Raw genomic sequence first — 13,980 nt, 5'->3', positions numbered from 1 at the left:
CATCCGACATTCCCTGCGCAATGGCTTTACGGCTTATGGCGCGCTCTCCCCGGTGAGACGGTCTCTATTGCCACCGTCGTCCCTCGGAAGCGTTAGCTCCCGCCGGACTTGACGCCGTTACGGGCGCCAGGACCACACGCTTTCGCCGTACGCTTTTGCTGCGACCGTCAATCGCAACATCAGCGTCCACCGCATCCCCGCCCCTCGTCATGACGACGGCCGACGCCCCTCTGAGTGGGACGGGATGGCTATTGATGTGCAGGTGATTTGGGGTCGGAGGGAAGCGAAATATTTTTGATTTACAGAAATTTTCTGCTTGACACGAATTCCGCAAATCGGAAGTGAGTTGCCCGTCGGGCCAGTTTGTCGCAGCTACCATCTCCACATCGTCATTGCGAGCGCAGCGAAGCAATCCATGATGCCGCGTTACGAGAGATGGATTGCTTCGCTGCGCTCGCAATGACGGTCCCGTGCGGTGAAGGATGGGTGGGCCACCGAGTCGTACCGATGCCGCCCCCTAGACAAAATCTTCCATTGCTTCCTCCACCGGCCGATCCGCCAGCTCGGCGCGCGCCAGGCGCACCGTGATCCCGACCTTGCTGAGTGTATGCGGGATCGGCGGGCTGAACTTGGCGACGCCGACGGTGATGCCGTCGATCAAGGCGAAACGCCGCAGCAGGCCGATCGCAACGGCTTCCCCAAGCGCTTCCAGCGTTTGATACTTCGTCGCGCCGGCAAGACTCACGGCGGCATCCACCACGGCATCATAGCGGATCGATGCATCCAGCTTGTCGTCCCGGTGCGTCGGCGCCGCCTTCAACGTCGCATCGATGTCGAAGGTGAATTTCTGGCCGAGGCGGCGCTCCTCCTCGAACAGGCCGTGGTACCCGAAGGTCTGCAATCCTGATATCTGGATGGTCGTCAACATGGGCCGCTCCTTCTTGAGAAGGTGGATCGGATTTTTTCCGATTGCCCAGGCGCGCGGCTGAATACCTCGCGCTTCCCGATGGTGCCCCATCTGCGATCGCCAGTCGCGCGAGAGTGCGAGTATACGGGCACGATGGGCGAGGCTCAAGTGTGTAGAGCGGCTGCGAACGGTTAGGCTGCTGACAACCGCACGCGGACCTTGCTGCCGGTTGCCTCGGCGTAGCGCAGAAGCGTCTTGGTGCTGGGAAGCGTGTGACCATTTTCAAGCCGAGCGATGGTAGATTGGCTGGTACCCATCCGCGCCGCGAGTTCGGCTTGGGAGAGGCCCGCGCGCAGGCGCGCCCTGAGCAACTCGGCGGCAATCTCGAACTCCGGACCGAGCGCGTCATACTCGGCCTTGACCTTGGGGTTGGCGAGCAGGCGGGCCTTGAGCTTTTCAAACTGAATTGTCATGTGACGTCCTTTGCTCGGCGGAGCGCGAGTTCGATTTCCGCGCGCGGCGTTTTTTGCGTCTTCTTTACGAATGCACGTACCACGATGACCCTGCGGCCCATCGCCGTGATATATAGTGCGCGGGCAATTCCATCGCGGCCTGTGAGCCGTAATTCCCAAAGCTATCCTTCCAGATGCTTGACATGCGGCTCGCTCAGGCTTTCCAGCCCGACCGACGCAATGCGCTCGGCAAGCCGCAGAAATCGCGCCTGCATGTCGGCCGGAAGCGCGGCGATCTCAGCGGCGACAGTTTCGTCGAGGATTTCGACTCGCCAAGGCATCCCCTACTGTATCTCATTTTTGAGATATAGAAAGAGGCAAGAAGCGCATAGAGCGGATTGAGCCGACGGCGTAATTCGCCGTTACGGCTCCAACCACCGGTGCGCCCTGTGTTATGCTGCACCCGACGGTCACCCGACGGTTGACGCGGGATGGCATACTGCAAGAGCCAATGCCCGAGTACCTTGAGAATAACCGACCTTATCGCCTGGCAGATTATTCACGGGATGAAACGCCCGCTCGCCTCGTTGACGTTGGTCTGTGGCCAAAGCGCGGCTTCATTCCTTCGCCCGTTCACTATCAGGAGTGGTTTGACTGGTCCGCGCTCTTCATTGAAGGCGCGGCGGAAAGATTATTTTCGATCTCTAGGGCGTTTTCGTCTTCGAGCATCCGCCTTGCCTGCCTGTTGACTGATAGCCCCGCTGAACAAACTCAATTCATAAGAGTTGTTGAATTGGATCGTGAGCATCTCGCTGAGAGCTACTTCAAGGCGATTTGGGATGAGCAATCGACGTCCTTACCTGCGCCGCTCGGCGTAGCCGCAAGGATGGTCATGGTTTGGGATAACACCGAGGAATGGATAATTGTAAATGATCGATTCTATGAGATGGGGCTTTTTGCAATTCTCGGTCGCAATAGCCATTTGTCAAAAACGAACTTCTTCCACTGTTTGGACGAGCAAGAACTCCTGAACAGGTTCTCCAGCATTCTACGTAGCAACAAAGTTTCCGGTCTTGCCGAAGTCCGTCGCTGGCAAGGGGGTACGGATGTGTGATCTACCGCCCAACGGTGCCGTTTAAAGCAGCGTAACCACCGGCTCGTACAAAACTGAAGCCGGTGGCTATGGGTCCCGGCTCAAGGCCGGGACGACGGGGAAATCAATCATTGCTCGCCGGCGTCTGGATGAACCCGCGATTGTGTGTCGGGCTGATCAGGATCTCGTTGACGCAGACGCGCGGCGGCAGGCTGGCGACGAACGCGATGGTGCGGCCGCAATCCTCCGGCTGCAGCATCTTCGCCAGTTGGGTTTCGTTCGGCGGCACCGGGCGCGATTTCAGGATCGGGGTTGCGACCTCGCCGGGCGACAGGCAGCAGGCGCGCAGCCCATTGACGCATTCGTCCATGTTGAAGGAATGGGTCAGCGCCAGCACCGCATGCTTGGTGGTGGTGTAGGCCGGGCCTGTCATCTTCGAGACGTGCCGGCCGGCCCAGGACGCGACGTTGATGATGCAGCCGTCCTTCTGCTTGCGCATCGCCGGCAGCACAGCTTGCATGCAGAACATGACGCCGTTGAGGTTGATATTGACGACCTTGTCCCAGCCCTCCGGTTCCACATCCGCCCAGCTCCGCTTCGGTACGTTGACGCCGGCACTGTTGACCAGGAGGTCGATCCGGCCGTGCTTTGCGAGGATCTGTTCCGCCGCCTTGTTGACGTCGGCCCTGTTGCTGACATCGAGCGCGATGGCTTCCGCCTTGCCGCCCTTTTTGGTGATGTTGGCCACGACCCGGTCCAGCTCTGCCTGGCGTCGTCCCGAAACCACGACGATCCAGCCGTCCGCCGCGAGATGCTCCGCCCCGGATTCACCGATTCCCGTGCCACCGCCCGTTACCCAGGCTACGCGTTTCCCATTATTTGACATGCAAACTGTCTCCGTTGCTTTGTGAGGGGCGTTTTTGCTAATCCAGCCGGCGAAAACTCCGGCCATTGCCCCTCAGGGAATGTTGCATGAACACCACCGCCAGCGCCAACCTGTTTTCCCGCCTGTTCGACAAGCTCGACGATCCCGCCCGGCTCGCGATCGAGATGCTCGACGGCACGCGCATCAGCTATGCCGATCTGATCGCCCGCGCCGGCCAGATGGCGAACGTGCTGGTTTCCAGGGGCGTCAAACCGGGCGACCGCGTGGCGGCGCAGACCGAAAAATCCGTACCGGCGCTGGTGCTCTATCTCGCCACGGTACGATCAGGCGCGGTGTATCTGCCGCTCAATACCGCCTATACGCTGAACGAGCTGGAGTATTTCATCACCGACGCCGAGCCGTCGCTGGTGGTGTGCGATCCCTCCAAGGCTGAGGGCATCGGCGCGATCGCGGCCAAGGTCAACGCCAAGGTCGAAACGCTTGATGCCAACGGCAAGGGAACGCTGACGGACGCCGCCGCCAGGGCGGACACTTCGTTTGCAACAGTCGCCCGCGCCAGCGACGACCTCGCCGCGATCCTCTACACGTCGGGCACCACGGGCCGTTCCAAGGGCGCGATGCTGACGCACGACAATCTCGCCTCGAACTCGCTCTCGCTGGTCGATTATTGGCGCTTCACCAGGGACGATGTGCTGATCCACGCGCTGCCGATCTATCACACCCACGGCCTGTTCGTGGCCAGCAACGTCACGCTGTTCGCGCGCGCCTCGATGATCTTCCTGCCGAAGCTCGATCCCGAACTGATCATCAAGCTGATGGCGCGCGCAACCGTGCTGATGGGCGTGCCGACCTTCTACACGCGGCTGCTGCAGAGCCCGGCGCTGACCAAAGACACCACCAAGCACATGCGGCTGTTCATTTCCGGCTCCGCGCCGCTGCTCGCCGACACCCACCGCGAATGGTCGGCTCGGACAGGTTTTGCCATCCTTGAACGCTACGGCATGACCGAAACCAACATGAACACCTCCAACCCCTATGACGGCGACCGCGTGCCCGGCGCCGTCGGCCTGCCGCTGCCCGGCGTCTCCTTGCGCGTCACCGACCCCGAAACCGGCAAGGAGATCGCGCGCGACAGCATCGGCATGATCGAGGTCAAGGGCCCCAACGTCTTCAAGGGCTATTGGCGGATGCCGGAGAAGACAAAAGCCGAATTCCGCGACGACGGCTTCTTCATCACCGGTGATCTCGGCAAGATCGACGACAAGGGCTATTTGCACATTCTCGGCCGCGGCAAGGACCTGGTGATATCCGGCGGCTTCAACGTCTACCCGAAGGAAATCGAGAGCGAGATCGACGCCATGCCGGGCGTGATCGAGTCTGCCGTGATCGGCGTGCCGCATGCGGACTTTGGCGAAGGCGTCACCGCGGTCGTGGTCTGCAACAAGGGCGCCGACATCAGCGAAGCCTCGGTGCTGCAAGCGCTCGACGGCCGTCTTGCAAAGTTCAAGATGCCGAAGCGCGTCTTCGTCGTCGACGAATTGCCGCGCAACGCGATGGGCAAGGTGCAGAAGAATATTCTGCGGGATACTTACGCAAAGATTTACGCAAAATAGAGCCATCCCCCGTCCGGGTGAGGCGACGCCTGTGCTTGCGCCGGCGAAGCCGCGATGACGGGTTCCACGACGGCGAGTTCCATGGCGCGCGCATGTGAACATCTTTTGGGCATTGCCACTTAACCGAAAAATTCCGTTTCGCGGATAGCGTGACGAATGGCTCGTCGTAACTTCCGTAATATTACGGTCGTTTGCATCAGCGAGCCGGCTTGATTTTTTGAAAGTAAAGTCTGGCAATCAGGCCAAGCCACCTTCTGGACGTATTGACCGATGTTGTTGCACATCGTCGCGGATCAACAGGATCGAATCTCAGCGCTCCGCGCCAAGCTGGAGACGGCGAATCGCGTCACCTCGTCGTTAGTCCCCAAGGAAAACAACGTTCCGAAGGGATGTGATGCCGCGATCGTCAGCGTTGATTTTCGCAACTCCAACAACATCGTTGCCGTCAAGGAACTTTCGGCGAAGTTCAAGGGCGCCAGGCGAAAGATTTACCTCCTCGATGAGAAAGCACGGTTGTTCGCGGCGCAGGCTTATGCCTTCGGCGCGACGCACGTCCTCTTCAATCCCGTATCGACGCAGTCCCTGCTTGCCGCGTTGGCCGAGCCCGGAAACGCGAGCGAGCCGCCGAAAACCGCCGACACCAAGGCTGATCAGGGCGCACGCGGCGCAGCTTCGGCCGGCGCTGCCTCGTTTGCCTCGATGTTCTCCGCCGTGCAGCGCGGCCACGCCATCGATGTTGCAGACGCCAGACGTGCGGGCAGTGCGATTTCCGACAGCGTCGCCGAGGAAGGGCTTTCAGAGTGGGTCATGACCGTGCGGCGGCACCACGAAGGCACCTATCAGCATTGCCTGCTGGTGACCGGAACGGCCGTGGCTTTTGGACTAGACTTGGGATTGGCCAAACCGGATATCGAGCGGCTGCATTCGGCAGCGATGTTCCACGATATCGGCAAGGCCAGGATTCCGCTCGCGGTGCTCGACAAACCCGGCCGTCTCGACCCCGGAGAGCGCGCGATCATCGAAACACATGCGGCGGCCGGCTACGACATCCTGAAGGGGACGAGGGGCATCTCGCCCGAAATTCTGGACTGCGTCAGGCATCATCATGAATTTCTCGACGGCAGCGGGTACCCAGACAGGCTTTGCGCTGCCAGCATCAGCGATCTCGTTCGAATCCTGACCATCTCGGATATTTTCGCGGCGTTGATCGAGGATCGCCGCTACAAGCCGCCCATGCCGCGCGCGCAAGCTTACGAGATCCTCGAGGGGATGAACGGCAAGCTCGAGAAGCCGCTCGTCAGGGCGTTCAGGGAAGTCGCGCTGAACCGCTAAGTGTTCGTGCGAATACGCGCCCCTTCATATCGACGATGTTCGCTAGAGCCTTTTCCATTCCGATGGAATCGGAACGGCGCTCCAGATTCTTGATTTGACGCGTTTCTTGACGCGAACCGGTGTCCACTTCGCTGGAAAACGCTCTACAGCAGGCTGATCACAAACCGGCTGCCGACAATGAAGAGATAGCAGCCGAACGCGATCTCCAGATTGCGTTTTGACATCGCATGCGCCGCGCGCACGCCGAGCGGCGCGGTGAGAAGGCTGGTCGGCATCACGAGCAGGGCGCCGATCAGCGAGACGAAGCCGATTGCGAATGGAAGCTGCAGCGCGGTGACATCGGGATAGCGCGCCGCCGCCGGCCAGCCGGCATAGATGTAGCCGAGCGCGCCGGGGATCGAAATCAGCACGGCCAGCGCCGAGGAGGTCGCGACCGCCTGATGAATGGGACGGCCATAGAACGTCATCAGAAGATTGGCGAACAGGCCGCCGCCGACCCCCATCAGGGTCGACAGCAGACCGATGAAGAAGCCATAGAGCCGCATCAGCGGGCCCTTTGGGATGTCGTCGCCGAATTTCCAGTTGTCGCGCGCCAGCAGCAGGCGCGCGGCCGCCGACCATGCCACGCCGACGAAGACGATCTTGAACAGCCGCTCGGGCGCGTAACGCGCGGTGATGCTGCCGGCGATGACGCCGATGATGATCGGCAGCCACCACAATTTGAGCACGCCCAGATCAACCGCGCCGCGGGCGTGATGGGCGCGAAACGAACGGATCGAGGTCGGGATGATGATCGCGAGCGAAGTGCCGATGCAGAGCGGCATCCGCACATCCAGCGGCACGCCCGCAAGCCGGAAGCACTCATAGAACACCGGCACCAGGATCGCGCCGCCGCCGATCCCGAAGATGCCGGCGAAAAACCCCGACACCGCGCCGACCGCAACCAGCATCAGCGCCAGTTCGACAAGCTCGACGAGATTAAGTCCGGCCATCACCATCCCGCCTGCACGTTGAGGAACACCGCAGCGTTACCCGACGAATCGGGGCGCGACCATTGCCGCCCGGGCGGCGGCCCCCGCGATCAAATGCAAGGCTTGAAGTGCAAGGCTTGAAGTGCACGGCTTCAAGCCGAGGAAGCGCTGTCAGCGCCTGCGCTGGATTCGCATATCCGGTCGGCTCTGCGGGAATAGCCTCGACGCGCTCGGGAGCGGCCGCGAAGGGACGCCGCCCGCCCCACGATGTGGGGCCGCCGGCCACGCCACCGCCGACCCTTTATAGCCGCAGGCGGCGACAGCTCACCACAACAAGCGAACATTGATTCGTTCTTTTAATGAACCATTGCAAGCGTGGTATACCAAGCCGCTGATTGCCCTCGTTTCATCCTTGATCTAGTAATGAACGGCCGTTCGATTTCGTGGCATTTGATCGTTGCGCTCGCTGGTTCGACTACGTAAATAGAATTGCTTTAACGCGATCCCCGATGGGCCGCACCACGTCCCGCCAACTTCAAAGCCGCCGATGACCGCCAGGATCGAACGACCGCTTTCTCCCCATCTGCAGACCTACCGCTGGACGCTGACGATGGCGCTGTCCATCGTCCACCGCGCCACCGGCGTGGCGCTGTATTTCGGAACCCTGCTGCTGGCCTGGTGGCTGATCGCAGCCGCTTCCGGCCCCGGCGCCTACGCCAATGTGCAGGCTTTTACCGGCAGCTTCATCGGACGCCTGATCGTGTTCGGTTACACTTGGGCACTGATGCATCATCTGCTGTCGGGGCTCCGGCATCTGGTCTGGGACCTCGGCTACGGCTTCAAGGCCAATGAGCGCGAGGCCCTGACCTGGGGCGCGCTGATCGGCGGCATTTCGCTTACCATCCTGGTCTGGATCGTCGCCTACATGACCATCGGAGGCGGACGATGAACGCGCCCAAGTCGCCTTCCATGCGCACGCCTCTCGCGCGCGTCCGCGCCCTCGGCTCCTCGCATTCCGGCACTTCCGATTTCTGGCGTCAGCGCCTCACCGCTGTCGCGATGACCTTGCTGATCGTGCCTGTCATCGTGGTGGTCTTGATGCTGCTCGGCAGCAACCAGGCGGGCGCCAAGCAAATCTTCAGCTCGGTGCCCATCGCGATCATCATGCTGCTCTTCATCCTCGCCAGTGCCTGGCACATGAAGATCGGCATGCAGGTCGTGATCGAAGACTATGTGCACAATGAGAAGATCAAGCTCGCCAGCGTGATGGCCAATAATTTCTTCTGTATCGCGGTGGCGCTCGCCTCGATTTACGCGATCCTCAAAATGTCATCGGGAGTGTAGCCCATGGCTGCTGAAGGTAACGGCAAGGCCACCAACGGCAGTGGTCCTGCGACCAACGGAAAAGCCTATCCGATCGAAGACCACACCTACGATGTTGTCGTGGTCGGCGCCGGCGGCGCGGGCTTGCGCGCCGTGGTCGGCTGCTCCGAGGCGGGCCTGCGCACCGCCTGCATCACAAAGGTGTTTCCGACCCGCTCGCACACGGTCGCCGCGCAAGGCGGCATTTCGGCGGCGCTCGGCAACATGCATCAGGACGACTGGCGCTGGCACATGTACGACACCGTCAAGGGGTCGGACTGGCTCGGCGACCAGGACGCCATCGAATACATGGTGCGCAACGCGCCCGAAGCGGTCTACGAGCTCGAACATTGGGGCGTGCCGTTCTCGCGCACCGAAGACGGCAAGATCTACCAGCGCCCGTTCGGCGGCATGACCATGGATTTCGGCAAGGGCCAGGCGCAGCGCACCTGCGCCGCCGCCGACCGTACCGGTCACGCCATGCTGCACACGATGTACGGCCAGTCGCTGCGCCACGCGGCCGAGTTCTTCATCGAGTTCTTCGCCATCGACCTGATCATGGACGACCAGGGCGTTTGCCGCGGCGTGATCGCGCTCAAGCTCGACGACGGCACGCTGCATCGTTTCCGCGCCCAGACCACGATCCTCGCCACCGGCGGCTACGGCCGCGCCTACGCCTCCTGCACCTCGGCGCATACCTGCACCGGTGACGGCGGCGCCATGGCGCTGCGCGCCGGCCTGCCGCTGCAGGACATGGAGTTCGTCCAGTTCCATCCGACCGGCATCTACGGTTCGGGCTGCCTCGTCACCGAGGGCGCGCGCGGCGAAGGCGGCTATCTCGTCAATTCCGAGGGCGAGCGCTTCATGGAGCGCTATGCGCCCTCCGCCAAGGATCTTGCCTCGCGCGACGTGGTCTCGCGCGCGATGACCATCGAAATGCGCGAAGGCCGCGGCGTCGGCAAGAAAAAGGATCACATCTATCTGCACCTCGATCATCTCGATCCGAAGGTGCTGCATGAACGGCTGCCGGGCATCTCCGAATCGGCAAAAATCTTCGCCAATGTCGACGTCACCCGCGAGCCGATCCCGATCACGCCGACCGTGCACTACAATATGGGCGGCATCCCCACCAATTATCATGGCGAAGTGCTGACCAAGCGGGACGGCGACGACAACGCCACCGTGCCCGGCCTGATGGCGCTCGGTGAAGCCGCCTGCGTCTCCGTGCACGGCGCCAACCGGCTCGGCTCCAACTCGCTGATCGACCTTGTGGTGTTCGGCCGCTCCGCGGCGCTGCGTTGCGCCGAAAAACTCACGGCCAACGGCAAGCAGCCGGAACTGCCGGCAGGCTCCGCCGACCTGGCGCTCGGCCGGCTCGATCACTACCGCTACGCCTCCGGCGGCACGCCGACCGCAAAACTGCGCGACAGCATGCAGCATGTGATGCAGAGCAATTGCGCTGTGTTCCGCACCGGCGAAGTCCTGAGCGAAGGCCAGAACCTGATCCACAAGGTGCATGGCGGCATCGGCGACGTCGCGACGGCGGACCGCTCGCTGGTGTGGAATTCCGACCTGATCGAAACCCTCGAATTCGACAATCTGATCGTGCAGGCGGTCGTGACGATGGACTCGGCGGCCAACCGCACCGAGAGCCGCGGCGCCCACGCCCGCGAGGATTTCGCCGAACGTGACGACAAGAACTGGATGAAGCACACGCTGGCGTGGATCGACGAGCGTGGCAAAACCACGATCGATTACCGCCCGGTGCACGACTACACGATGACCAACGACGTGCAGTACATCCCGCCGAAGGCGCGGGTGTATTGATGGCGAGGGCGGCAGGAATTGCTTTCCTGGCTCTGCTTGCTACGCCAGCCTTCGCGGCCGGGGACGCTTTCGAAGGCGCGCCTTGGTGGGTGGCTGCCCTCGCGTACGGAATTCTCGTCGTCCTGGTTGCCTTTCTTGCTGCCGGCCTGGGGTATTTCCTGCAGGGATTTTTGCGGCTCCGGAGCGCGCTGATTTCGTTGACGATCGTTCCGGCAGGTTTGCTGGCATGGGTCGCAACTGTTTATGGATTGGAGAAGGCTGCGGTTGACGTACCCCTCCTCCTACTCTCCTTGACCCTCATCGGTTCGTTTTTCGGACTGGGGTGGCGGGTGGGAGTGAGAGACGCGACACACCAGTCGAATCGAAAGCTGGCACTCAACGCTGGAAGCAATCATGGTTGAATTCGCACTGCCAAAAAACTCAAAGATCACCGGCGGCAAGACCTGGCCGAAGCCGGCGGGCGCGACCGAAACGCGCGAGTTTCGGGTCTATCGCTGGAATCCGGACGACGGCAAGAATCCGAGCGTCGACACCTATCACATCGATACCAGCGAATGCGGGCCGATGGTGCTCGACGGCCTGATCTGGATCAAGAACCACATCGATCCGACGCTGACCTTCCGCCGCTCATGCCGCGAAGGCGTCTGCGGTTCCTGCGCCATGAACATCGACGGCCAGAACACGCTGGCCTGCACCAAGTCGATGCACGACGTCAAAGACGGCGCTGTCAAGGTCAACCCGCTGCCGCACCAGCCTGTCGTGAAGGACCTGGTGCCTGACCTGACCAATTTCTATGCGCAATATGCCTCGATCGAGCCGTGGCTGAAGACGACCACGCCGACGCCGCAGAAGGAATGGAAGCAGAGCCACGAGGACCGCGAAAAACTCGACGGCCTCTACGAATGCATCCTGTGCGCCTGCTGCTCGACCTCATGCCCGAGCTACTGGTGGAACAGCGACCGCTTCCTCGGCCCCGCCGCGCTGCTGCAGGCGACGCGCTGGGTTACGGATTCCCGCGATGAAGCCACCGGCGAGCGGCTCGACAATCTCGAAGACCCGTTCCGGCTCTACCGCTGCCACACCATCATGAACTGCGCCAAGGCCTGCCCGAAGGGTCTCAACCCGTCGGAAGCCATCGCCGAGCTCAAGCTGAAACTGGTCGAGCGGCAAATTTAGCTAATTTGTGCCGAGTATCCCGGTAAACGGCCGCGCCGGCGCCGGGCAAAGTTTCAGCTTCTGCGCCGCTTTGTTCCGATACAGGTTTGACGTAAGATTCGCTCCGGAGCAGGAGCGCCCGTGCAGACCGCACAACGCAATTCGCTGAGATTGTTGCAATGGATGATGGCGGCCTCGCTGGCCCTCCCGCTGGCGCTGTTCATCTTTGCATCCGCGATTTCCTGGATCTCGATCAACGAGACCGCCGATCGGGAAATCGAACGCTCGCTCGACGTCGTGAACGAGCACGCGCTGAAAGTGTTCGAGACCATCGATCGCAGCATCTCGGAAATCGCCGAGGTAATCCGCGGCATTCCGGACGCCGGCATCACGTCCCGCGAGGAAGCGCTGCATCAGCGGCTGAAGCAACTTGTCGGGTCTCTGCCGCAGGTGAAATCGACCTGGGTCTTCGACGCCAGGGGCCACGCGCTCGTCAACAGCCTCGTCATGCCCCCGCCCGAAATCGACTTCTCGGACCGGGATTATTTCAAGGTCCATGTCGCCGGCGACATCGGAACCTATATTGGCGAGGCGCTGACGCCGCGCCCGCCCTATCAGGGCGCGCCGTTTTTCGGCTTCAGCCGGCGCCGGCAAACCGAGGACGGCAGCTTTGCCGGCGTGATCCAGGCGTCGGTACTCCCGGAATATTTCGAGAAATTCTACGCCCGGATCGGCCGGGAGCCCGGCAGCTTCTTTGCGCTCGCTTTGACCAATGGCGCGGTGCTGGCGCGCTATCCGACCGTCGATCAGGAAGCCCGGCTCGACCTCTCAGGACCGGTCGGACAGCAGATCGCGGCGAACCCCAAGGCCGGCCTCATCACCGTGACGTCGCCGACCGACGGCATCGAGCGCCGCCTCGGCTACCAGCGGCTCGCCGAATATCCGATCTATATCAGCGCCGGCCTTGAGACGTCGGCAATCCGGCAGCGCTGGTTCTCCAACATGAGCCAGCACCTCATCTTCGGCGCGCCGGCCACCGCCCTGTTGTTTTTCTTGCTCGCTCTCGCCCTGCGTCGAACGCGGCATCTTTATGCCGAGGCTGCCAAGCGGCAGGAGGCCGAAGAAGCGCTGAAGCATGGCCAGCGGCTCGAGGCGCTGGGGCAACTCACCGGCGGCGTCGCCCATGACTTCAACAATCTGCTCACCGTGATCCGCGCCTCCGTCGATCTGTTGCGGCGGCCGGACCTGCCGGAGCCGCGCCGGCTGCGCTACATCGACGCGATCTCGGACACTGTCACGCGCGCGGCACGACTGACGAGCCAGCTGCTGGCGTTCGCACGCCGTCAGACACTCAAGCCGGAACTGTTCGACGTCGGCCAAAACGTGCAGATGCTGAGCGAGATGATCAAGACGCTGATCGGGTCGCGGATCGAGATCGAGATCCATGGGCCGAGCGAACCGTGCGTCGTCAATGCCGATGCCGGGCAGTTCGAAACCGCGATGATCAACATGGCGGTCAACGCCCGTGACGCCATGGACGGCCGCGGCAGGCTGACCATCACGGTGCACGCGGCAACCGAATTGCCCAGCGCCGCCGCAGGTTCGCCAAATCCCCGCAACCAGGATTCCATCGGCCAGAATCGCGCCGGCCAAAAACCCACCGGCTATGTCGCCGTCTCCGTCGAGGATACCGGCGTCGGCATTCCCCAGGAGCAGTACGGTCGCATCTTCGAACCCTTCTTCACCACCAAGGAGGTCGGCCAGGGCACCGGGCTCGGCCTGTCCCAGGTGTTCGGTTTCGCCAGGCAATCCGGCGGCGAAGTGGTGGTGGCCAGCGAAGTGGGAAAAGGCAGCGTTTTCACGCTGTACCTGCCGCGCGCCACCGGTGACGGCAAGCCGCAGCAGATAATGGTGGAAGATGCTCCGCCGCTCGACGGAAGGGGCATGTCGGTGCTCGTGGTCGAAGACAATATCGAGGTCGGGAAATTCGCCACCGACGCGCTGGCCGAACTCGGCTACGGCACAACCCTGGTCGACAACGCCACGCACGCGCTGGAAGAACTGGCTGAAGGCGCCGACCGCTACGACGTGGTGTTCACCGATGTCGTGATGCCGGGCATGACCGGCATCGAGCTGGCGCAGGAAATCCGCCGTTACCATGCCGATCTGCCGGTCGTGCTGACCAGCGGCTACAGCCACGGCCTGTCCGAAAGCGGCAGCGACGGTCTGGAGCTGCTGCAAAAGCCCTACTCGATCGAGCAGCTTTCGCGCGTGCTGCACGCGGTCGCCCGCTGGCGCATGATGAAACGCGCCACCGCGACGCGGGCGTCCTGACGCCGCCGCCGAACGGAGCCGTCAAGGAACCTTCTGATTTCCTTCGCG

General features: G+C 62.2%; 14 protein-coding genes, 1 pseudogene and 1 riboswitch. Of the genes and pseudogenes, 9 read left to right on the top strand and 6 right to left on the bottom strand.

Annotated elements, in window-relative coordinates:
* Positions 1 to 517: 517 nt before the first annotated feature.
* From folB to JQ629_RS37755, 4 genes and pseudogenes are all read right to left on the bottom strand, one after another.
* Complete coding sequence (gene folB / locus JQ629_RS18805) at positions 518 to 928, bottom strand: dihydroneopterin aldolase (RefSeq protein WP_212413927.1); 411 nt, start codon at positions 926 to 928, stop codon at positions 518 to 520.
* A gap of 36 nt (positions 929 to 964) precedes the next feature.
* A riboswitch (ZMP/ZTP riboswitch) is annotated at positions 965 to 1,045 on the bottom strand.
* Positions 1,046 to 1,098: 53 nt separating this feature from the next.
* Complete coding sequence (locus tag JQ629_RS18800) at positions 1,099 to 1,380, bottom strand: helix-turn-helix domain-containing protein (RefSeq protein WP_212413926.1); 282 nt, start codon at positions 1,378 to 1,380, stop codon at positions 1,099 to 1,101.
* Positions 1,377 to 1,529, bottom strand: a pseudogene (locus JQ629_RS37760) (type II toxin-antitoxin system RelE/ParE family toxin); the annotation flags it as partial. The gene JQ629_RS18800 and the pseudogene JQ629_RS37760, both read right to left, overlap by 4 nt.
* Before the next feature lie 12 nt (positions 1,530 to 1,541).
* The gene (locus JQ629_RS37755) at positions 1,542 to 1,700 is read right to left on the bottom strand and encodes a hypothetical protein (protein WP_349631286.1); all 159 of its coding nucleotides are present in this window, start codon (positions 1,698 to 1,700) and stop codon (positions 1,542 to 1,544) included.
* A 170-nt stretch (positions 1,701 to 1,870) separates the two neighbouring features.
* On the opposite strand from JQ629_RS37755, the gene JQ629_RS18790 reads away from it, so the two are divergent.
* A complete protein-coding gene (locus tag JQ629_RS18790; protein ID WP_212413925.1) occupies positions 1,871 to 2,473 on the top strand; it encodes a hypothetical protein in 603 nt (200 codons plus the stop codon).
* A 103-nt stretch (positions 2,474 to 2,576) separates the two neighbouring features.
* On the opposite strand, the gene JQ629_RS18785 is transcribed toward JQ629_RS18790, so the two are convergent.
* Positions 2,577 to 3,338, bottom strand: a complete 762-nt coding sequence (locus tag JQ629_RS18785; RefSeq protein ID WP_212268684.1) for an SDR family oxidoreductase — start codon at positions 3,336 to 3,338, stop codon at positions 2,577 to 2,579.
* Between the two features lie 86 nt (positions 3,339 to 3,424).
* Here JQ629_RS18785 and JQ629_RS18780 point away from each other — a divergent pair, with 86 nt between their 5' ends.
* Both JQ629_RS18780 and JQ629_RS18775 read left to right on the top strand, forming a co-directional pair.
* Positions 3,425 to 4,951 carry a malonate--CoA ligase gene (locus JQ629_RS18780; RefSeq protein WP_212413924.1) on the top strand — a complete coding sequence of 509 codons (1,527 nt, stop codon included), beginning with the start codon at positions 3,425 to 3,427 and terminating at the stop codon, positions 4,949 to 4,951.
* A gap of 270 nt (positions 4,952 to 5,221) precedes the next feature.
* On the top strand, positions 5,222 to 6,283 hold the full coding sequence (locus tag JQ629_RS18775; RefSeq protein ID WP_212413923.1) for an HD-GYP domain-containing protein: 1,062 nt from the start codon (positions 5,222 to 5,224) through the stop codon (positions 6,281 to 6,283).
* Positions 6,284 to 6,426: 143 nt separating this feature from the next.
* Here the strand turns inward: JQ629_RS18775 and JQ629_RS18770 are convergent, their stop codons facing one another.
* The gene (locus JQ629_RS18770) at positions 6,427 to 7,281 is read right to left on the bottom strand and encodes a sulfite exporter TauE/SafE family protein (RefSeq protein ID WP_249133427.1); all 855 of its coding nucleotides are present in this window, start codon (positions 7,279 to 7,281) and stop codon (positions 6,427 to 6,429) included.
* Positions 7,282 to 7,801: 520 nt separating this feature from the next.
* On the opposite strand from JQ629_RS18770, the gene sdhC reads away from it, so the two are divergent.
* The 6 genes from sdhC to JQ629_RS18740 all read left to right on the top strand — a co-directional run bounded on the left by sdhC (position 7,802) and on the right by JQ629_RS18740 (position 13,932).
* Entirely contained in the window at positions 7,802 to 8,203 is a 402-nt protein-coding gene (gene sdhC / locus JQ629_RS18765; RefSeq protein ID WP_192739356.1) for a succinate dehydrogenase, cytochrome b556 subunit, read from the top strand.
* 20 nt (positions 8,204 to 8,223) lie between these two features.
* Positions 8,224 to 8,598 (top strand): succinate dehydrogenase, hydrophobic membrane anchor protein, encoded by a 375-nt coding sequence (sdhD, locus tag JQ629_RS18760; RefSeq protein ID WP_211994682.1) that lies wholly within the window; start codon positions 8,224 to 8,226, stop codon positions 8,596 to 8,598.
* Between the two features lie 3 nt (positions 8,599 to 8,601).
* Positions 8,602 to 10,443: a succinate dehydrogenase flavoprotein subunit gene (gene sdhA / locus JQ629_RS18755; RefSeq protein WP_212413922.1), complete on the top strand. Its 1,842-nt coding sequence runs from the start codon at positions 8,602 to 8,604 to the stop codon at positions 10,441 to 10,443.
* Positions 10,443 to 10,844 (top strand): hypothetical protein, encoded by a 402-nt coding sequence (locus JQ629_RS18750; RefSeq protein ID WP_212413921.1) that lies wholly within the window; start codon positions 10,443 to 10,445, stop codon positions 10,842 to 10,844. The genes sdhA and JQ629_RS18750 overlap by 1 nt, the downstream gene beginning before the upstream one ends.
* Entirely contained in the window at positions 10,837 to 11,619 is a 783-nt protein-coding gene (locus JQ629_RS18745) for a succinate dehydrogenase iron-sulfur subunit (protein WP_192739357.1), read from the top strand. Before JQ629_RS18750 ends, JQ629_RS18745 begins: the two co-directional genes overlap by 8 nt.
* 120 nt (positions 11,620 to 11,739) lie before the next feature.
* On the top strand, positions 11,740 to 13,932 hold the full coding sequence (locus JQ629_RS18740; protein WP_212413920.1) for a hybrid sensor histidine kinase/response regulator family protein: 2,193 nt from the start codon (positions 11,740 to 11,742) through the stop codon (positions 13,930 to 13,932).
* The last annotated feature ends 48 nt before the right edge of the window (positions 13,933 to 13,980 follow it).

This window comes from Bradyrhizobium sp. AUGA SZCCT0222 (assembly GCF_018130205.1).
GTDB lineage: Bacteria > Pseudomonadota > Alphaproteobacteria > Rhizobiales > Xanthobacteraceae > Bradyrhizobium.
The sequence above is the reverse complement of the archived record's forward strand: the minus strand, read 5'-3'. Positions and strand labels throughout refer to the sequence as shown.